Genomic DNA, 18,949 nt, shown 5'->3' with positions numbered 1-18,949 from the left:
GCTGATCTCATGATTACATTGAAAGGCCGCAGCATCCAGAAGATAGTGGAGCCGGAGACCGGTCTCACGCTGCTGGATCTTGCGCTGAAGCATAAGGTGGACTGGAGTTTCTCCTGTACAAGAGGCACATGCTCGCGATGCCGCTGTGTCGTGACGGAAGGGGCTGAGTATCTGAACGCTCCGACCGATGCGGAGCTGGATAACTTGGAAGATGAGGAATTCGAGCAGGGCTTGCGACTCGGCTGTCAGGCTGTGGTCCGAACAGCAGGGCCGGTGACGGCAAAGCTGAAGCCGTTTTTCTGAGCACCTACAGGCGGGACGATATAAGGTTTCATGCGTAGATAGAACAGGATGAGGATGAGATGGTGAACACGGATAAGAGGATGGAGATGCCGAAGCGGGCTCAGGTCGCTCTCCGCTTCCTCGAAGAGACGCTCCGGCCGCTCGGGGCTGTTTGGGCTGTCGGCGGAAGCACGGGGCTGCTGCTACAGGGTGGAGTGCTCGCCGCTGAGCCCCGCGATTTGGATCTTTATGCGGATGAAGACGATGCCAGGGTGATTCATTGTGCCTTGGCCGCTTTCGCAACCGATGAACAGGAATGGAATGAAACCGAGATCTACCGATCCCTGCTGAGTCATTATGAGATAGAGGGAGTATCCGTCGAGCTGGTTGGTGCTTTCGAGGTCCGGGCGCAGGCGAGCGAATATGCGGTCCGTACCCGCTATATGACAGAGGCTTACCCGGCGACTTCGCAGCTCGACAATGGACGGGAGATCCGCCTGATGCCGCTGGTCCATGAGTTGATCTTCAATGTGCTGCGCGAGCGGCCGGACCGCTACGAAGCAGTTGCTGCCGTATGCAGGCGCTCGGGACGGCATACACATGCGGAGCTGTTGAACGAGCTGGCTAGGCGAAGCCGGTTCTCGCCTCCCGTGCGGCGCCGGCTGGACCAGCTGTTGGAACTGTAAGAGGGGGGAGAAGCATGTCTGCAGAGATTACGTTTTTGCCGGACGGCAAGTCGGTTCAGGCCAAAGTGGGCATGACGCTGCTGGAAGCATCCCGTCGGTCGAAAGTGCACATCCGGACCCGCTGCGGTGGAAAAGCGGCCTGTCTGATGTGCAAGGTCCAAGTCGCTCCGGAGGCCGCAGAGGGTCTGCAGCCCATGAATACGAATGAACGCCTTAAGCTGGGCTCTCTGGCGGAAGAGGGCTTCCGTCTGGCCTGTCAGGCCAAGGTGACAGGAAAGTCACCCGTTACCGCTACCGTGCCGGAGGACCCGCTCAAGAGCGCCATACGACGCCAACTGGAGCGTCAGCAGGAGGAGGATTGGCCATGACCAGATGGAGAGGACTCAGCATACTGCTTGTGCTGATGATGATGCTTGGCGGCTGTATGTATCCGAATGAGCTGCGCAAGGAGAATCAGCTGGCCAGCGGTGAATATGTGATGGTTGTCCAGCATGCAGTCGACCAGTTCAAGGAGAAAACCGGCGTACTTCCAATCAAAAACAGCGAGGAAACGACGCCGTTATACGAGAAATATCCCGTTGATTTCAAAAAACTCAAAGGTCAGTACTTAAGCTCTGTGCCGGCCAATGCCTTTGAAAGCGGTGGCACCGCGATCTACGTGCTGGTCGATGTCGAGACGAAGCCGGCCGTCAAGATGCTGGATCTGACCTCGTTCCAGCAGACGCTGGATTTGCAGCAGGCGGTCAATGAGTACCGGTCGAAGCAAGGCGTTCTGCCGGCCGGGGAGCCTGTCGTGCAGGGCTTCCATAAGATTGACTTTGCTAAGCTGAACCGCAAGCCGTCCGATGCGCGCAGCGTATACTCTCCGCAAGTCCGGCTGCCGTTTCTGCTGCATGATTCGGGTACGGTGACCATCGACTACGCACCTGAGATCATGCGGCTTATTGACAGGAAGAAGCTTCAGCCTAAGCTGACTCCGGATCAGGATTTACGGGCGCTGCTTGTCGAGGAGTCGTATTTTGTCCCCGCACGGTCCTTTGGCTACCGGTGGCGCAATGCCCAGCCTGAGCCGATCACAGAGCCTTAGAAGCGGTTTTACAGCCTTTAAGACCCCTATCAACCTGATGAACAGGAAGATAAGGGTCTTTCTTTTTTTCGGAATCCGAATAACCCTCCTCCGGGAGGCATATATTTGTCGAGGATGAGCAAGAGCCCGGGCTTTGCGGGCAGAAGGCCGGTTATACAGGAGTGATCTCAAATATTTTATGCGCCTGTCATCATATTTTTATCTGCCCTACATATATTTGTACTAGTCCGAAGCATGTACGAGTTTCGTTTTAACAACCTGTAGGAGGGATTCTCATTGGAAAAAGTGGATATCTTTAAGGACATTGCAGAGCGTACTGGCGGGGATATTTACCTGGGGGTCGTTGGAGCGGTCCGTACGGGAAAATCTACGTTCATCAAACGCTTTATGGAGTCGATCGTACTGCCCAACATTCAGAACGAAGCGGATCGGATTCGGGCTACCGACGAGCTGCCGCAGAGCGCAGCGGGACGTACGATTATGACGACAGAACCAAAATTCGTACCGAACAATGCCGTCCAGCTTCATGTGGCCGAAGGTCTCAATGTAAATGTGCGGCTGGTCGATTGCGTCGGATATGTGGTCGAAGGAGCCAAGGGCTATGAGGATGAAAGCGGCCCGCGGATGATCAATACGCCCTGGTTCGACGAAGCGATTCCGTTCCAGGAGGCTGCCGAAATCGGGACGCGCAAGGTCATTCAGGAGCATGCAACGCTGGGGGTTGTCATTACGACGGATGGGTCGATTGCCGAAATTCCGCGCGTATCGTACATTGACGCCGAGGACCGTATTATCAACGAATTGAAGGAAGTCGGCAAGCCGTTCATTGTCATCGTCAACTCGACCAAGCCGCAAAGCGATGCCGCCCAGGAACTGCGCAGCGAGCTGCAAGCGAAGCATGACGTGCCTGTCGTAACGGTCAGCGTCGCGAACATGGGTGAGGATGATTTCACTTCCGTACTGCGCGAGGTCTTGTATGAATTCCCGGTCCATGAAGTTAACGTGAATCTGCCAAGCTGGGTCATGGTTCTGCAAGAGAATCACTGGCTCCGCTCGAACTTTGAGAATTCCGTTCGTGATACGGTCCAGGATATTCGCCGTCTTCGCGATGTGGACCGGGTAGTCAGCAACTTCGAGGAGTATGAATTTATCGATAGAGCCGCTCTGGCCGGCATGAATATGGGGCAAGGTGTCGCGGAGATCGACCTGTATGCACCTGATGAGCTGTATGACGGCATCCTGCAGGAAGTCGTCGGCGTCGAGATTCGCGGCAAGGATCATCTGCTGCAATTGATGCAGGAGTTTACGCATGCAAAGCGGGAGTACGATCATTTTGCCGAAGCGCTGGAGATGGTCAAGACGACTGGTTATGGCATCGCGCCGCCAACGCTAGCGGAGATGGCGCTTGACGAGCCCGAGCTGATCCGTCAGGGCGCACGCTTCGGCGTCCGTCTGAAGGCGACCGCTCCATCGATTCATATGATCCGCGTCGATGTCGAGTCGGAATTCTCCCCGATTATCGGCACGGAGAAGCAAAGCGAGGAGCTTGTGCGCTACCTGATGCAGGACTTCGAAGACAACCCGCTCAAAATCTGGGATTCAGACATCTTCGGACGCTCGCTGCATTCCATCGTCAGGGAAGGCATTCAGGGAAAGCTGGCGATGATGCCGGACAACGCTCGCTACAAGCTGCAGGAAACGCTGGGACGGATTATCAACGAGGGCTCCGGTGGATTAATTGCCATTATCTTGTAGTGGCTGGTCAAATAATGACGAAAAATGTACCCTGCCGGGTGCATTTTTTGCATTTTGACTTGAAAAGTCCCGAGTCCTGTATTACTATAAGGTTGATTTGCTGAGGAAACTCACATGGCATGTATATTTTGACTGTAAACAGTGAACAAAGGAAATAAAGACATCTATCGTTGTGGGGGGAGGTGAATGGCATGAATAAATCCGATCTGATCAATAAAGTCGCTGAAACGAGCGAGCTGTCCAAAAAAGACGCAACCAAAGCCGTTGAAGCGGTTTTTGAGGCGATCTCCGAGGCGCTGCAAGGCGGTGACAAGGTGCAACTCGTAGGCTTCGGAAACTTCGAAGTTCGCGAACGTTCCGCCCGTAAAGGCCGTAACCCGCAAACCGGCGAAGAGATCGAAATCCCTTCGAGCAAAATCCCGGCCTTCAAGCCAGGAAAAGCGCTTCGCGACGGTATCCAATAGGTTGACCGGCATTCGTGTCTTCTACATAAGACGACCGTATTAAATAGCCACACATACCAACAAGCGCCTGAGTTGCTGTGACTCAGGCGTTTTTATACGCTGGGCTGCTGAGTTCGAGGTCCTGCCTTCAATAGGGGTGTGGGAGAAAGAGCGGACTGACGGAGACGTGAGCGTGGAAAAATATTGCACGCGAATACGCTTACGTGCTATAATAACCCATGCTGGAAGCAGGCGAATGCTTGCAGCTGCTGATCATGCGCCCGACGGGCGTTTGTTTTCGTAAGGTGACGGTTTTTTCGATGGATGTCGGGGTATGGCGCAGCCTGGTAGCGCGCACCCTTGGGGTGGGTGAGGTCGCACGTTCGAATCGTGTTACTCCGAGTTAGTTTTTTTCAAAAACCATAATTTTACGTGTATTAGGTAAAATTATGGTTTTTCTCTATGTTTCGAGTGTTGACATCCGTTTGTTTTTTCGTCATGATTAGGAATATCTAGTAGCAGGCTGGGGGTTAATGAGGGATGGATGCAAGCCAGAATGAGTATTTCATCATCAAGGCCAAAGAGAACGGGGTACAGGTGATCGGACTGACACGCGGGCAGGACACGCGCTTTCATCATACGGAAAAGCTGGACAAGGGAGAAATTATGATCGCTCAGTTTACCGATCATACCTCGGCGGTGAAAATACGCGGCAAGGCTGTGGTCATGACGAAATTCGGCACGGTAGAGACGCAGGAATAATTTTCTTTCGCAGAGGCAGGCATAGCCTGCTTTTTTTCGTTGTACAATGATAACAGACAGGCCATGGGCGAATCATGAAGCCCGGCCGCGGCTCAAGCAGCCTGCGGCTTCAGCCGGTCGCTTTTTTCCCTTGAGTGTGAACTATAAGGATCAAGGAGGAACGCGCCGCGATGAAATGGATTCCGCGTTTGTTGATCATGACGCTGCTCTCCGCCGCTGTAGCGATCGGACTCTCGCATGTTCTGAAGCTGGATGAAAGCGCAACGGTGTTCAGTATGAACAAGCCCGTAACGGTGACCGAGGCCAACATCGTTGATGTGGTGTCACGCATGCCCCTGCATCTGCGTATTCGCCGTGTAGAGGTCAGCCGCAGCTACGTGTCTATCGATCTGGTAGCTGTGACGACGACGGAGTCGCGGGATACGCTGCAGGATGTCTATGAAATTCCGAAATCGCTTTTTGCAGCCTCGACGAACATCAATCAGGTATTGGTCCGTGTGCTGGACGCTTCGCGGGGCCAGGACAGCGGTGCTCAGCTGCTGGTGGCTGCCGATGCTAGACGGGATCAGGCTTCGCAGGGAGAGGGCAGGCTGAAGCCCAGCGGGGAAGCTGAGCTGCAAACTTATCTGGATACGTACTACCGCATGACTTATACGGCAATATGGCGTGACCGCCATGGAGCGAAGGGCGAAAAACTGTAACAATTGGCTGTACAGCCTAACATGCGAAACGGAATAGTTTATGCTATAATGATTTGGATTGAAATTGCAGTATTTTTTGCAAGGTTCGGAGGCTTACATACATGGACACTTATCGGATTCCCGAAATGGCCAAACCCTATATCGAATACGACATGATACGGAAGCATACCGATCTGCCCGGCTTTCCGGAATTTCGTGCACGGCTGCTGCATGCTTTTCTCGGCAAGCACAGCACGCTCTCCGGCCATCGCGAGCTGTACACGCTTGTCACAAGTCTTGTACAGCTCGGTCTCGATACACATGATACCGTGAGTATTACCAATGACGATAAGGAAATGTCGGCGGCACGATCGAGACAGCTGAAGGTGCTGGCGGGGGATTATTTCAGCAGCCGGTTTTATTATCTCCTCGCTCATGCGGGACAGATCGAGCTGATCCGGAGTATTTCCGGCGCCATATGCGAAGCAAATCGGTTGAAGATGAATCTGTATCTGCTTACGAAGCAGTTCAAATTAACCGCCGATGACTACATCAGGCAATCGGTAGATATCAAGAATCGCTTGTTCCTGTCCTTCGACGGGATTATGGAGGAGCATGTCTATCCAGTCTGGTCGGAGCTGCTGGAGTTGTTCACACGTTGTGAAGTGCTGCTTCAAGAGATTGTGCGCTCCGAATCTTCCCAGCAGTATCGGGAGAGCTGGGGTTTTTGGCATGTGCTTCAATGGGGAACCAAGGAAGAGAAGAAGCTGCTTCAGCACGAAGAACACGATCAGGCCAAGCTCCGGTCGCTTTGGCTGAAGTATAAGGTAACGGCTCAGCTCTATCAGCTGCTGGAGTCCTGCATGAACGAGCTGCAGGCTAAGCTTCAGACGCTTGAGCCGGAGAGCTGGGGCATGGAGCTGTCTTCCATCGGCGAGCCCTTCCGCAGCTATTTGTCCGCTCGGCACCACACGGGAAGCCGGGCTATACAGGAAATTTGAGGTGACAGAGATGGATAGCAAGACCAAGGAACAATTCGTTCATTCCGTATTCGAGAGTATCGCTCCCAAATACGATATGATGAATGACATTATCAGCTTTCGCCGTCATAAGGCATGGCGGGAATTCACGATGCGCAAGATGAATGTCCAGCCTGGAGAAACAGCGATTGATCTATGCTGCGGTACCTGCGACTGGACGATCAGTCTGGCTCAGGCTAGCGAATCAGGACCGATGATCGGTCTTGATTTCAGCCAGAACATGCTGGATGTGGGTGCAGAGAAAATAAACAGGCTGGGGCTGGACAACCAGATCCGGCTAGTACGTGGCAATGCTATGGAGCTGCCGTTCGAGGACAATACCTTCGACTACGCAACCATCGGCTTTGCCCTGCGCAATGTGCCAGATCTGGTCAAGGTGATCGAAGAGATGCAGCGGGTCGTCAAGCCCGGCGGCATGGTCGTGTCGCTGGAAGCCTCAAAGCCGACCTGGCAGCCGTTCAAGGCGATTTATTATTTCTACTTTCAGAAAATACTTCCGCTGATGGGCAAGCTGATCGCCAAGAAGTACGACCAGTACAAGTGGCTCCCGCAATCGCTGATCAATTTCCCGGATTACAATCAGCTTGCGGATATTTTCAGATCGACTGGCTTGACGGACGTTCGTGTATATCCGTTTTTCAGCGGCGTCGCCGCCCTGCACATCGGAATAAAGCCGCCGGCCGCACATAAGCCTGAGGGAGACTGAACATCATGTGGAGAAAGACCAAAATTTTTATGGAAATGATCAAAATCGAGCATACGCTCTTCGCTCTTCCGTTTGCTTTCATGGGAGCGTTGATCGGTTCGGTCGTGACCGTTCACCATCTGCCGTCATGGGCGCAGATTGGCTGGATCTTGCTGGCTATGGTAGGGGCCCGGAGCGCAGCGATGGGCATCAACCGCATTGTGGACAAGGTATTCGATGCCAAGAACCCGCGTACCGCGATGCGTGCGATTCCTGCAGGACTTATTTCATCGAAAGAAGCTATTATATTCGTCATCATCTCATTTATCCTGCTATTCGTTGCCGCGGCTAACCTGAATCCCATTTGTGTGAAGCTGCTGCCGATCGCCGTGTTCTTTCTGGTGTTCTATTCCTACACCAAACGCTTCACCTGGGCATGCCATATTTTCCTGGGAGCGGCCATTGCGCTTGCTCCACTGGGCGGATGGGTGGCGGTCACCGGAGAGATTACATGGACGGCTATGGCGTTCTATGTAGGCATTGTGTTTTGGCTTGCAGGGTTTGATGTTATTTACGCATGCCAGGATGTGGATTTCGACCGCAAGGAGGGTTTGCATTCCATTCCTGCGCGCTTCGGCATTCCGAAGGCACTTAAGCTGGCCCGCCTGTTCCACGTGATTACGGCGGCAGGTCTGCTCAGCCTCTATTTCCTGACGGAGCTGACCTGGCTGTATCTGCTGGGAGTGCTGCTTTCGTTCGCGTTGCTATTCTATGAGCACTTTATTGTTAAGCCTAATGATCTCAGCCGTGTGAATACGGCGTTCTTCACGATGAACAGCACGCTTAGTGTCGGGATGTTCGTCTTTACGCTGATTGATTTGGTGGTGTTTGCGACATGAAAAAGCCATGGGTTATCGGCATAACGGGAGCCAGCGGAGCCGTCTACGGCGTCCGCTTATGCCGATTTTTGTTATCTCAGCAGGAAGATGTGCATCTCATCGTGACGGATGCGGGCTGGCGGGTACTGAAAGAAGAATTGGGCTGGGACGCGGCAAAGAGGCAGGATACGATCGCCCGACAATTCGGCGATCTGCCCGGCAAGCTCGAATATGTGCCTGTTCAGGATATCGGCGCCAAGACGGCCAGCGGCTCGTTCCTAACCAAGGGAATGGTCATCCTGCCCTGCTCGATGGGGACGTTGGCTAGTCTCGCCAGTGGCGCGTCTGATAACCTGCTGGAGCGTACTGCCGACGTCATGCTGAAGGAAGGGCGCAAGCTGATTCTGGTTCCGCGCGAAACGCCGCTGCATGCCATTCATCTGGAAAACATGCTAAAGCTTGCCCGTCTTGGCGTCCGGATGATTCCGGCGATGCCAGCCTTCTACCAAGGGCCGCAGTCGATGGACGATATGGTCGACTTTATCGTAGGCAAAGTGCTGGATGCTATGGAAATCGAACATCACTTGTACAAAAGATGGGGTATGCCACATGACACCGAACAATCCAACCATACGGATGGGTCGCATTGATTTTACGAATGTCTGGCCCTTGTTTTATTATTTCCCTTTTGAGTCGTTTGGGGACCAGCTGGAGGTATTCCAGCAGGTGCCTACGCAATTGAACAAGGCGATGGCGGAGGGACGAATCGATATCGGCCCAATCTCTTCCTTTGCTTATGCGGAGCATGCCGAAGATTATCTGCTGTTTCCTCATATGTCGGTGAGCGCCTTCCAGCATGTTCATTCGCTGCTGCTGTTCCATCGGAAGCCCCTCGCTGAGCTGGAGGGTTCGACGATTGCACTGCCGACGACCTCAGCCACGACGGTCAATCTGCTGAAGATCATCCTAGCCAAGTATTACCGTGTGAACGTTCATTACGTGTATGAGGAACCTAATTTGGACACGATGATGAACAAGGCCGATGCGGGTCTGTTAATCGGCGATCATGCGATTAAGGCCAGCTGGGAGGATCGCGGTTATCTGGTCACGGACCTTGGAGCGGAATGGACGAGGCTTACCGGACACTGGATGTCGTTCGCCGTTTGTACGATCCGCAAGCAGGTTGCCCGGGAGCAGCCGGAGCTTGTAGCGGATATCTACAAGGCTTTTCTGGAGAGCAAGCGCAAATCGCTCGCCGATCTAACCTCGCTCGTGAATGATGCACAGCGGCTGATCGGAGGGTCCCGTGAGTATTGGCATGATTATTTCTCCAATCTCTCTTATGAATTTGGTCCGAAGCAATGGGAGGGACTGCAGCTTTATTATCGGTATGCGGTCGAGCTCGGCTTCCTGAAGCATGAGGTTCAACTGCAAATCTGGCAAGACAATTCGGTAGCACAGGTGACGGAATGAAATTATTGGATTTGTATGCCAAACTAAAAAAAGATATCAACAGCATCGAGAAGGAACTGGAGCGCAGCATCGATGTGGATCATCCGCTGCTGCGCGATGCGTCCCTTCATTTGCTGAAAGCAGGGGGCAAGCGCATTCGTCCGGTATTTGTGCTGCTGGGAGGCAAGTTCGGCGATTACAATCTGGAGCGGATTAAGCATGTAGCGGTTCCGCTCGAGCTGATTCATATGGCTTCTCTCGTCCATGACGATGTGATTGACGATGCCAATACCCGCCGCGGGCAATTAACCGTACGCTCCAAGTGGGATAACCGGATTGCCATGTACACCGGGGACTATATTTTCGCGAAAGCGCTGAGTATCGTGACCCGGCTCGAAAATCCGGCGATTCACCGGATCATGTCCAAAGCCCTCGTTGAAATGAGCATCGGGGAAATGGAACAAATCCGGTTTTTCTATCATACGGAGCAGACGGTTCGGGATTATCTGCTGAGGATCAAGCGTAAGACGGCGCTGCTGCTGGCGATTAGCTGTCAGCTCGGCGCGATGGCGGCAGATGCTCCGGAGAAGACGGCCAGACTGCTGTACCGCTTCGGATACTTTGCCGGGATGGCATTCCAGGTCCGGGACGATCTGCTCGATCTCTGCGGAACCGAGAAAGAAATCGGCAAGCCGCCGGGCAGCGATATCAGGCAGGGCAATATCACGATTCCGGTGATCTTTGCGCTGGAAGAACCGCGGCTGCGGCCTGCGCTGCTGGAGGAGCTGACCCGGATCAAAGCTTGCGACGGACAAACAGATATTCACAGATTCCTGGAGATGATCCGCGGCAGCCAGGGAATTGCCCGGGCGGAAGCGCTTGCCTCCTTATATATCGATAAAGCGATCGCCGTCTTGCAGGAATTGCCGGATATTCAGGCGAAGAAAGACTTAACCGGCATCGCCCATTTCTTCGGTAACCGTTCCTATTAACCTAGGGCGGCAGACGGAGGTCAACGGGATGTCAGGAGAGAGAGGAGAGGAACAGCATGGAGAGAACTTTTTTGATGATCAAGCCGGATGCGATTGAGCGCGGGCTGATCGGGGAGATTGTCAAGCGCTTTGAACGTAAAGGTTTGCAGCTCACGGCTGCCAAGCTGCTGCAGGTCAGCCGCGAGCAAGCCGAGCGGCATTATGAGGAGCACGCAGGCAAAGACTTCTACGAGCCGCTTGTCGAGTTCGTCACGTCCGGTCCGGTATTCGCGATGGTGTGGCAAGGCGACCGTGCGATCGGCTTATCCCGCAGCCTAATCGGCAAAACGGATGCGCTGGAGGCGGCTCCGGGAACGATCCGTGCCGATTTTGCCGTACATACGAGATTGAACCTGATCCATGGCTCCGATTCTCCGGAAAGCGCGGAACGGGAAATTGCTAACTTTTTTACTCCGGAAGAAATGGTGAATTACACAAAATCGGTACAAAAGTGGATTTAATGCAGAGCTGACGAGGTGGGGACGACGGCATGGAGGATCAGGATTTCCTCGGATTTATTAAAAAAGTAAAGGATTATACGTCCATTGACTTGGCGCAGTACAAGGAAGCCCAGATGAAGCGCCGCCTCACCACGCTGCGGATGAAGAAGGGTTACAATACGTTTGCCGCCTTTTTCGATGCGATGACCAAGGATAAAGCGCTTTTCTATGAATTTCTCGATCGGATGACCATTAACGTATCCGAATTTTGGCGCAACCCGAACCGCTGGGAGGTGCTGGAGCAGCGCTTCCTGCCGGAGATGATCCGCAAATCCCGCAGGCTGAAATGCTGGAGCGCAGCTTGTTCGACGGGGGAGGAGCCATATACGCTGTCCATGATCCTAGCTGAGCTCGGCGTGCTGGGAGAGAGCTCCGTCACGGCGACGGACATTGACGATGGAGCACTCGAGAAGGCCAGGCATGCGGTGTATTCCGACCGCTCCATACGCGATGTGCCGGCTAAGTATCTGCAGAAGTATTACACGCAGGATAACATGACTTACAAAATCGCGGATTCGCTCAAGCGCTCGATCAAATTTCAGAAGGGCAACCTACTGACGGACCGGTTCGAGATCGGCTACGATCTGATCATATGCCGCAATGTCATGATATACTTCACGGAGGAAGCCAAGCATCTGCTGTACCAGAAGTTTGCGGGTGCACTGAGACCGGGCGGCATTCTCTTTGTCGGCAGTACGGAGCAGATCTTCAATCCGGGCCAATACGGGATGGAATCCGCAGAGACGTTCTTCTACAGGAAAATGTAAGCGGCGTATGAATAATCACTGCCAAACAATCCCATACTGAGTAGTATACGGGCATTCAAGCCACGGACAGCTACGGCAGGAGGAATCGAATGGACAAGCGTAAAGTTATTACGGCCTATCGCCGGGGATTTATCACGATGCAGGAATGTGCGCAAATCCTTGGTATCGATTCGTTGCAAATTATGGGTATGGTTGATGATCCGCATGGAAAGCAAACGGGAGGCAAACTGCGCAAGCTGCCGGTTAACGGCTAGCCTGACGGGCCAAAGCCCCCCGGAATACGCCGCACGTGGCTGTTTGGCCCCGCTGCTGGCGTATTTTTTTGTGTCTGCATTTCCTTGTCAAAGAAGCAAGCCTATACTATAATGATGCAAAGGGATCGATCAGTACATAAAAGCGCTAAAGCGTTTTTGATTTCCATTTTACAGATAATGATGTTCGGTTTGAGCGGTTTGGATGAAAGGGGATAATTTCTGGTGAGATATTTAACAGCAGGAGAAACGCACGGGCCGCAGCTGACGGCTATTATTGAGGGTTTTCCAAGTAATGTGAATGTAGATTTCGAAGCAGTGAACGAGCAGCTTGCCCGTCGTCAGAAAGGTTATGGCCGCGGTCGCCGCATGCAAATTGAGAAGGATACGGCACGGATCGTAGGCGGGGTACGCCACGGCAAGACAACTGGCGCTCCGATCGCCCTGGTGGTGGAGAATAACGACTGGAAGCACTGGACTTCCGTGATGAACATAGAGCCGATCGAAGGCAGCGACGAGACGAAGCGCCGGGTGAACCGTCCGCGTCCGGGTCATGCCGATCTCAATGGCGGACTGAAGTACAACCAGCGCGATCTGCGCAATATTCTGGAGCGCTCCAGCGCTCGTGAGACGACGATGCGTGTGGCTGTAGGCGGGATGGCTCGCGAGCTGCTGAAGGAATTCGGGATCAAGGTAGCAGGACAAGTCGTGCGTATCGGCGAAGTGGAAGTGAAGCGTCAGGAGCTGCCGATCGACGAGCTGATCCGCATCACGGAGGAGTCTCCGGTACGCGTGACCGATAAGGAAGCGGAGGAGCGCATCATCGCAGCCATCGATGCGGCCAAGCAGGATGGCGATACGCTGGGCGGCGTGATCGAATGTATTATCGAGGGCGTTCCTTCGGGTCTCGGAAGCCACGTGCAATGGGATCGCAAGCTGGACGGAAGAATTGCGCAAGCGGTGCTGTCCATCCAGGCCTTTAAGGGTGTAGAGTTCGGTATCGGCTTCGAGGCTGCGGAGCGCCGCGGTTCGGCTGTGCATGATGAGATTCTCCATGATGAAGGACGCGGATTCTACCGGGCGACGAATCGTGCGGGAGGCTTCGAAGGCGGAATGACGACGGGCGAGCCGATCGTGGTGCGTGCCGTAATGAAGCCGATCTCAACGCTGTACAAGGCACTGCAAAGCGTAGATATCGATACGAAGGAAGCGTTCACCGCTCAGGTAGAACGTTCGGATACGTGCGCCGTTCCGGCTGCGGGTGTTATTCTAGAGAATGTCGTAGCTTGGGAAGTGGCGAGCGCGTTCATGGAGAAATTCGGCGGCGATTCGATCGAGGAGATCCGCAATAACTACAATAGCTACTTGGAGCAGATCAAGAGCTACTAGAAAGAGCGGGTGACAAGACGGATGATCAAAGAGCTGACGGTTAATCTTGGCGAGCGGTCTTACCCGATTTATATCGGACAAGGATTGCTGGAGGAGGTCGGGGCTTACTTCGAGAAGCATGGCATCTCCAAAGCCTCCCCGCTGCTGATCGTGACGGACTCGCATGTGGCCGAACGCTATCTCCAGCCCGTGACGGATCGTCTGAAGGAGGCCGGCTTCCAGCCAGTCTCCCATACGGTACAAGCAGGCGAGAAGTCCAAGGCGCTTAGCGTGCTGGAAGAGGTCGTTACGACGTGTCTGGAAGCCGGGCTGGACCGGAAGTCCACGGTAGTTGCGCTGGGCGGAGGCGTCATAGGCGATCTCGCCGGCTTCGTGGCGGCCAGCTATATGCGGGGCGTGCGCTTCATTCAGATTCCGACGACGATCCTGGCGCATGACAGCAGTGTCGGCGGCAAGGTGGCGGTGAATCATCCGCTGGCCAAAAACATCATCGGCGCGTTCCATCAGCCAGAGTTCGTGCTGTACGATACGTCCACGCTGCTATCGCTGCCTGATCGGGAAGTACGGGCCGGTTTGTCGGAGATGATCAAACATGGCCTGATCTGGGATGCTGAGTTCACGACCTGGTGCGAGGACAACGCCGATCGTCTGACGGGACTGGATCCGGAAGCGCTGCAGTACGGGCTTTACAAGGGCTGTGGTGTGAAGGCGGCCGTTGTCTCGCAGGATGAGCGGGAGAACGACCTTCGGGCTATCCTGAACCTGGGCCATACGATCGGGCATGCACTGGAGGCTGTGGCCGGGTATGGTGAGCTGCTGCATGGCGAGGCGATTGCGATCGGTATGGTCGGTGCGGCGATGCTGTCCGTGCAGTTGGGCAATCCGGAGGAAATCCATACGGTGACCGAACGGATTTTCCGTAAATTCGGGCTGCCTGTGCGCATTCCGGCTCATTACGATACGGATGCGATTATGACCGCGATGATGCATGACAAGAAGTTCAAGGAAGGCCAGATGGTCTACATCGTCCCAACGGAGATCGGCAAGGTTGAGATCAATAAAAACGTGTCCGCAGCGCTCGTCAGAGATGTCGTGGAGCGGCTAAAACAGGAGGATTGACACATGTTCGTACGGGGAATTCGCGGTGCGATTACCGTGGAGCAGAACGAAGAGAAGCAAATTTTGGATGCCACGATCGAGCTGCTCAATCAGATCGTGCAGGAGAACAGAATCGTTCCGGAGGAGATCGCCCATGTGTTCGTCACCGTCACGCAGGACCTGACGGCTACGTTCCCGGCGCGTGCAATCCGGCAGATGGATGGTTGGGAGCTGGTTCCTCTGATGTGCTCGGTGGAAATTCCAGTAGAGGGCGGCTTGCCACGCTGTGTCCGTCTGATGGTCACCGTCAACACGGAGAAGAAACAGTCTGAAATTAATCACATATACCTCCGGGAAGCGATGCGTCTGCGTCCGGATTTATCGAATTTGACAAACGCATAACTGAGGTTGTATAGTGAAGCTTAAGCGAGCCTGTGAGAGTCACGGGCTGTGAGCAGAGTAGAGCCAGAGCAGAGAACAGTAGAGATGAGCAGAGTTTGGCAGACGGATGAACCGGCGAAGAACGATACAGAATCAGCTTGTGCGGGGTAAAGCGGCCTTATTATGATTATACGCGCGCAGCTCACTTGTATTCGGTCGCATACGGTTTTGATATCCTATGCCAATAAGTATTCATTCCCTGCTGGAACAGCGCCTCTACCTTGCGTAGAGGCTTTTTTTGTTATACGTGATTCGATAAGGTCCGCCTGAGGACGAGAGGAGAGATGAAGATGTACACACCGGAAGCCAAGGAAGTCATACGGCTGGCGCAAGAGTATAACCTGATCCCTGTGGTGCGCACGCTGATGGCGGATACGGAGACTCCGATCCGCGTATTCCAGCATTTTTACGAGGAGAAGCATTCCTTCCTGTTGGAGAGTGTTGAGGGTGGTGTCAAGTGGGCCCGTTATTCGTTTATCGGGACGGACCCGTTCATGATCTTCCGCGCCAAGCATGGCGAGACCGTGATTGAAGGGCCTGAGGGAACGAGTAAGGTCAGAGAAAAACCGCTCGAGGTATTGAAGGCGTACTTGCGCACGTATCGGAGTCCTTCGCTTCCGGGATTGCCCCGTTTCACAGGAGGAGCGGTCGGCTTCTTCGGATATGACCTGCTTCAATATTATGAGAAGCTGCCCGCCCACCGGAAAGATGACCTGCAGATGAACGACGTGGAGTTTATGTTCTGCGACCAGGTCATTGTGTTCGACCACTTCAAGCAGCAGCTCAAGGTCATCGCGAATGTGCATGTGCCCAAGCACGGGACGGATGCGGAGATCATAACGGCTTATGAAGCCACCTGCGCGAAGATCGAAGCGACTATCGAGCGCCTGAAGCGACCGCTTCCTACACTGTCCAACTCGCACCGGCCGATTCCGGACGATGTGCCGCTGGGTGATATCAAGTCTAACTTGACCAAGGAAGAGTACATGAGCAATGTCCAGAAGGCTCAGGAATACATCCGCTCCGGCGATATTTTCCAGGTGGTGCTTTCGCAGCGCTTCGAGATCAGCACGGACGTTTCCCCGCTGCATGTATACCGTATCCTGCGTACGATGAATCCTTCGCCCTATATGTATGTGCTGAAAATGGATGACGAGGTGATCGTCGGCACGTCTCCCGAGCTGCTGGTCCGGGTTGAGGACGAGAAGGTGGAAACGCGGCCGATCGCCGGTACCCGCCACCGGGGCAAGACACCGGAAGAGGATGCGGCGCTGGAGAAGGAACTGCTCGCCGATGAGAAGGAACGTGCGGAGCATCTGATGCTCGTCGATCTCGGTCGGAACGATATCGGTCGCGTGTCCGAATTCGGCACGGTGAAGTGCGATACGTTCATGGAGGTTGAGCGTTACTCGCATGTGATGCATATCGTCTCCAATGTATCCGGGAAGCTTGCACAGGATAAAGATTTTTATGATGCGTTCATCTCTTGCATGCCGGCGGGGACCGTATCCGGCGCTCCGAAGCTGAGAGCGATGGAGATCATCGCCGAGCTGGAGAATGAAGCGCGGGGCGCTTATGCGGGAGCTATCGGGTATCTGGGCTTCTCCGGTAATCTGGATACGTGCATCACGATCCGGACGATTATTTTCAAGCAAGGCAAGGCCTATGTGCAGGCAGGGGCCGGTATCGTCTGGGATTCGGTGCCGGAGAGCGAGTACCAGGAGACGGTTAATAAGTCCATGGGCATGCTGAAGGCGATTCGCGTAGCGGAAGCAGTATTTGCGCCCAAGGCGCGCGAGCTGGCGGTCACGAATCACGACTATTACGCCTAAGCGTTGTCATTCCAAGTGGGAGAGGGGATAGCAGGTCATGACGGAATCGGGAAAACGGACGGTCCAGCAAGCCGTCCAGCAGCTCATCGGCATGCAGCATCTGACCCGGGCGGAAGCCCGCGATGTGATGGACGTGATCATGGAGGGCAGAGCGACGCCGACGCAGATTGGCGCGCTGCTGACCGCTCTGCGGATGAAGGGCGAGACGATCGAGGAGATCGCAGGCTTCGCCGAAACGATGCGGGCCAAGTCCGACCGCGTGCTGACCGAGCAGTCCAGCTTGCTGGACACGTGCGGCACGGGCGGGGATGGAGCAGATACGTTCAACATCTCGACGACGGCGGCGATCGTAGCGGCGGCGGGCGGAATCCGGGTGGCGAAGCACGGCAACCGTGCGATGTCGAGCAAGAGCGGCAGCGCGGATGTGCTGGAGGCGCTGGGCGTCAACATCCAGCTTAACCACCAGCAGGCAGCCGTTTGTCTGGAGCAGGCAGGCATCTGCTTCATGTTCGCCCAGCTGTACCATCAGTCGATGAAGCATGTGGCGGCGTCCAGGCGCGAGCTGGGCTTCCGCACGGTATTCAATCTGCTCGGTCCGCTGACGAATCCGGCTGGAGCCGATCGTCAGGTGCTGGGTATATTCGACCGCGGCAAGACGGAGACAATCGCACATGTGATGCAGGCACTCGGAGTGAAGCGGGCGCTCGTCGTGGCCAGCCATGACGGCCTGGACGAGATCAGCATCTCCGATTCTACCCAGGTGACGGAGCTGAGAAACGGGGACATCCGCACAACGGAGATTACGCCGGAGGAACTCGGTCTGAAGCGCTATGCGCTGAAGGAAATCGTGGGTGGCGATGCGACGGTGAATGCCGCGATCATCCACGATATTTTCCGCGGGGCGCCTGGCGCCTGCCGGGATGTCGTGCTGGCCAATGCCGGCGCCTGCTTCTATGTCACCGGCAAAGCGGAGACGCTGCGCGAAGGTGTAGAGCTGGCAGCCGAGACGATAGACAGCGGCCGTGCGGCCGCCAAGCTGGAGCAATTAGTTCAATGTACGGGAGAGCTGAGCCATGTTTCTTGATCGAATTGTAGCAACGAAGCGACAGGAGGTCGCTTTGCTTCAGGAGTCGGTATCCATAGCCGAGCTGGAGCGCCGAATTGCGGGAATGCCGGCTTGCCTCGGCTTCGAACGCGCGCTGAGCGCCGGGCGCAAGCGCCCGATGGGGCTGATCGCCGAAGTGAAGAAGGCATCCCCATCCAAGGGGCTGATCCGTGAGGATTTCGAGCCGGTATCGCTGGCGGCGCAGTATGAGCTTGCTGGAGCCGATTGCATCTCGGTGCTGACGGACGTGCAGTATTTCCAAGGGGCCAATGAGTACTTGACCCGCATCCGGCAGGCCGTGAACGTGCCTCTGCTGCGCAAGGACTTTACGATAGATCCGCATCAGATTTATGAAGCACGCTCGATCGGAGCGGACGCGATCCTACTGATCGCGGCGATTCTGACAACTGCGCAGATGCGCGAGTTCCAGGATATCGCCCGCTCCATTGGGCTCGATGTGCTGATCGAGGTGCATGACCGTGAAGAGCTGGAGCGCGTCTTGGAGCTCGGGCCATCGATGGTTGGCATCAATAACCGCAACCTCAAAACCTTTGTCACGGATCTCAAGACGACGAAAGAGCTGGCTGCCTACATACCGTCCGGCGTGACAGTAGTCAGCGAAAGCGGCATCTCGCAGGCGGCGGAGATCGATTGGCTGAGGTCGGTCGGCTCCCAGGGGGTGCTCGTCGGCGAGCATTTCATGCGCCAGCCGGACGTAGCCGAAGCTGTACACGGGCTGCTGGGTCCGCTTAACGCAGCGACGGTCCAGGGACAGGGCCAATAAG

The 18,949-nt window shown here is 54.8% G+C and carries 23 protein-coding genes and 1 tRNA gene; all 24 read left to right on the top strand.

Going from position 1 to position 18,949, the window contains the following annotated elements; genetic code table 11:
• Nucleotides 1-9: 9 nt before the first annotated feature.
• The 24 genes from WMW72_RS05745 to trpC all read left to right on the top strand — a co-directional run bounded on the left by WMW72_RS05745 (nucleotide 10) and on the right by trpC (nucleotide 18,948).
• Nucleotides 10-303 carry a 2Fe-2S iron-sulfur cluster-binding protein gene (locus tag WMW72_RS05745; protein ID WP_341414458.1) on the top strand — a complete coding sequence of 98 codons (294 nt, stop codon included), beginning with the start codon at nucleotides 10-12 and terminating at the stop codon, nucleotides 301-303.
• Nucleotides 304-362: 59 nt separating this feature from the next.
• Nucleotides 363-968 (top strand): nucleotidyltransferase domain-containing protein, encoded by a 606-nt coding sequence (locus tag WMW72_RS05740; protein ID WP_341414457.1) that lies wholly within the window; start codon nucleotides 363-365, stop codon nucleotides 966-968.
• Between the two features lie 14 nt (nucleotides 969-982).
• Nucleotides 983-1,336, top strand: coding sequence for a 2Fe-2S iron-sulfur cluster-binding protein (locus WMW72_RS05735; protein WP_341414456.1), 354 nt, complete (start codon nucleotides 983-985; stop codon nucleotides 1,334-1,336).
• Nucleotides 1,333-2,055 carry a hypothetical protein gene (locus tag WMW72_RS05730; RefSeq protein ID WP_341414455.1) on the top strand — a complete coding sequence of 241 codons (723 nt, stop codon included), beginning with the start codon at nucleotides 1,333-1,335 and terminating at the stop codon, nucleotides 2,053-2,055. Before WMW72_RS05735 ends, WMW72_RS05730 begins: the two co-directional genes overlap by 4 nt.
• Before the next feature lie 276 nt (nucleotides 2,056-2,331).
• Nucleotides 2,332-3,810, top strand: a complete 1,479-nt coding sequence (spoIVA, locus tag WMW72_RS05725) for a stage IV sporulation protein A (protein WP_341414454.1) — start codon at nucleotides 2,332-2,334, stop codon at nucleotides 3,808-3,810.
• Between the two features lie 191 nt (nucleotides 3,811-4,001).
• Nucleotides 4,002-4,274 (top strand): HU family DNA-binding protein, encoded by a 273-nt coding sequence (locus WMW72_RS05720; RefSeq protein WP_072327675.1) that lies wholly within the window; start codon nucleotides 4,002-4,004, stop codon nucleotides 4,272-4,274.
• Between the two features lie 307 nt (nucleotides 4,275-4,581).
• Nucleotides 4,582-4,655 (top strand) — tRNA-Pro (locus WMW72_RS05715).
• Nucleotides 4,656-4,793: 138 nt separating this feature from the next.
• Nucleotides 4,794-5,015 carry a trp RNA-binding attenuation protein MtrB gene (gene mtrB / locus WMW72_RS05710; protein WP_341414453.1) on the top strand — a complete coding sequence of 74 codons (222 nt, stop codon included), beginning with the start codon at nucleotides 4,794-4,796 and terminating at the stop codon, nucleotides 5,013-5,015.
• 170 nt (nucleotides 5,016-5,185) lie between these two features.
• Nucleotides 5,186-5,716, top strand: a complete 531-nt coding sequence (locus tag WMW72_RS05705; protein WP_341414452.1) for a hypothetical protein — start codon at nucleotides 5,186-5,188, stop codon at nucleotides 5,714-5,716.
• Nucleotides 5,717-5,817: 101 nt separating this feature from the next.
• Complete coding sequence (locus WMW72_RS05700; RefSeq protein WP_341414451.1) at nucleotides 5,818-6,696, top strand: heptaprenyl diphosphate synthase component 1; 879 nt, start codon at nucleotides 5,818-5,820, stop codon at nucleotides 6,694-6,696.
• A 10-nt stretch (nucleotides 6,697-6,706) separates the two neighbouring features.
• Nucleotides 6,707-7,441, top strand: coding sequence for a demethylmenaquinone methyltransferase (locus WMW72_RS05695; protein WP_341414590.1), 735 nt, complete (start codon nucleotides 6,707-6,709; stop codon nucleotides 7,439-7,441).
• Nucleotides 7,442-7,446: 5 nt separating this feature from the next.
• Nucleotides 7,447-8,319, top strand: a complete 873-nt coding sequence (locus tag WMW72_RS05690; RefSeq protein WP_341414450.1) for a UbiA-like polyprenyltransferase — start codon at nucleotides 7,447-7,449, stop codon at nucleotides 8,317-8,319.
• Complete coding sequence (locus WMW72_RS05685) at nucleotides 8,316-8,948, top strand: UbiX family flavin prenyltransferase (RefSeq protein WP_341414449.1); 633 nt, start codon at nucleotides 8,316-8,318, stop codon at nucleotides 8,946-8,948. Before WMW72_RS05690 ends, WMW72_RS05685 begins: the two co-directional genes overlap by 4 nt.
• Complete coding sequence (locus WMW72_RS05680; protein ID WP_341414448.1) at nucleotides 8,908-9,771, top strand: menaquinone biosynthesis protein; 864 nt, start codon at nucleotides 8,908-8,910, stop codon at nucleotides 9,769-9,771. The genes WMW72_RS05685 and WMW72_RS05680 overlap by 41 nt, the downstream gene beginning before the upstream one ends.
• Nucleotides 9,768-10,742 carry a polyprenyl synthetase family protein gene (locus WMW72_RS05675; protein ID WP_341414447.1) on the top strand — a complete coding sequence of 325 codons (975 nt, stop codon included), beginning with the start codon at nucleotides 9,768-9,770 and terminating at the stop codon, nucleotides 10,740-10,742. The genes WMW72_RS05680 and WMW72_RS05675 overlap by 4 nt, the downstream gene beginning before the upstream one ends.
• A 56-nt stretch (nucleotides 10,743-10,798) precedes the next feature.
• Nucleotides 10,799-11,242 carry a nucleoside-diphosphate kinase gene (gene ndk, locus WMW72_RS05670; RefSeq protein WP_341414446.1) on the top strand — a complete coding sequence of 148 codons (444 nt, stop codon included), beginning with the start codon at nucleotides 10,799-10,801 and terminating at the stop codon, nucleotides 11,240-11,242.
• Between the two features lie 29 nt (nucleotides 11,243-11,271).
• Nucleotides 11,272-12,048, top strand: a complete 777-nt coding sequence (locus WMW72_RS05665) for a CheR family methyltransferase (RefSeq protein ID WP_341414445.1) — start codon at nucleotides 11,272-11,274, stop codon at nucleotides 12,046-12,048.
• An 89-nt stretch (nucleotides 12,049-12,137) separates the two neighbouring features.
• Nucleotides 12,138-12,302 (top strand): hypothetical protein, encoded by a 165-nt coding sequence (locus WMW72_RS05660; protein ID WP_341414444.1) that lies wholly within the window; start codon nucleotides 12,138-12,140, stop codon nucleotides 12,300-12,302.
• Between the two features lie 222 nt (nucleotides 12,303-12,524).
• Complete coding sequence (gene aroC, locus WMW72_RS05655) at nucleotides 12,525-13,688, top strand: chorismate synthase (protein WP_341414443.1); 1,164 nt, start codon at nucleotides 12,525-12,527, stop codon at nucleotides 13,686-13,688.
• A 21-nt stretch (nucleotides 13,689-13,709) separates the two neighbouring features.
• Entirely contained in the window at nucleotides 13,710-14,807 is a 1,098-nt protein-coding gene (gene aroB / locus WMW72_RS05650; protein ID WP_341414442.1) for a 3-dehydroquinate synthase, read from the top strand.
• A 3-nt stretch (nucleotides 14,808-14,810) separates the two neighbouring features.
• Nucleotides 14,811-15,188 carry a chorismate mutase gene (gene aroH, locus WMW72_RS05645; RefSeq protein WP_341414441.1) on the top strand — a complete coding sequence of 126 codons (378 nt, stop codon included), beginning with the start codon at nucleotides 14,811-14,813 and terminating at the stop codon, nucleotides 15,186-15,188.
• Nucleotides 15,189-15,517: 329 nt separating this feature from the next.
• Nucleotides 15,518-17,059, top strand: a complete 1,542-nt coding sequence (gene trpE, locus WMW72_RS05640) for an anthranilate synthase component I (protein ID WP_341414440.1) — start codon at nucleotides 15,518-15,520, stop codon at nucleotides 17,057-17,059.
• Between the two features lie 37 nt (nucleotides 17,060-17,096).
• On the top strand, nucleotides 17,097-18,143 hold the full coding sequence (trpD, locus tag WMW72_RS05635; protein ID WP_341414439.1) for an anthranilate phosphoribosyltransferase: 1,047 nt from the start codon (nucleotides 17,097-17,099) through the stop codon (nucleotides 18,141-18,143).
• Nucleotides 18,133-18,948, top strand: a complete 816-nt coding sequence (trpC, locus tag WMW72_RS05630; protein ID WP_341414438.1) for an indole-3-glycerol phosphate synthase TrpC — start codon at nucleotides 18,133-18,135, stop codon at nucleotides 18,946-18,948. Before trpD ends, trpC begins: the two co-directional genes overlap by 11 nt.
• The last annotated feature ends 1 nt before the right edge of the window (nucleotide 18,949 follow it).

It is taken from the genome of Paenibacillus filicis (assembly GCF_038070315.1).
GTDB lineage: Bacteria > Bacillota > Bacilli > Paenibacillales > NBRC-103111 > Paenibacillus_G > Paenibacillus_G filicis.
The sequence above is the reverse complement of the archived record's forward strand: the minus strand, read 5'-3'. Positions and strand labels throughout refer to the sequence as shown.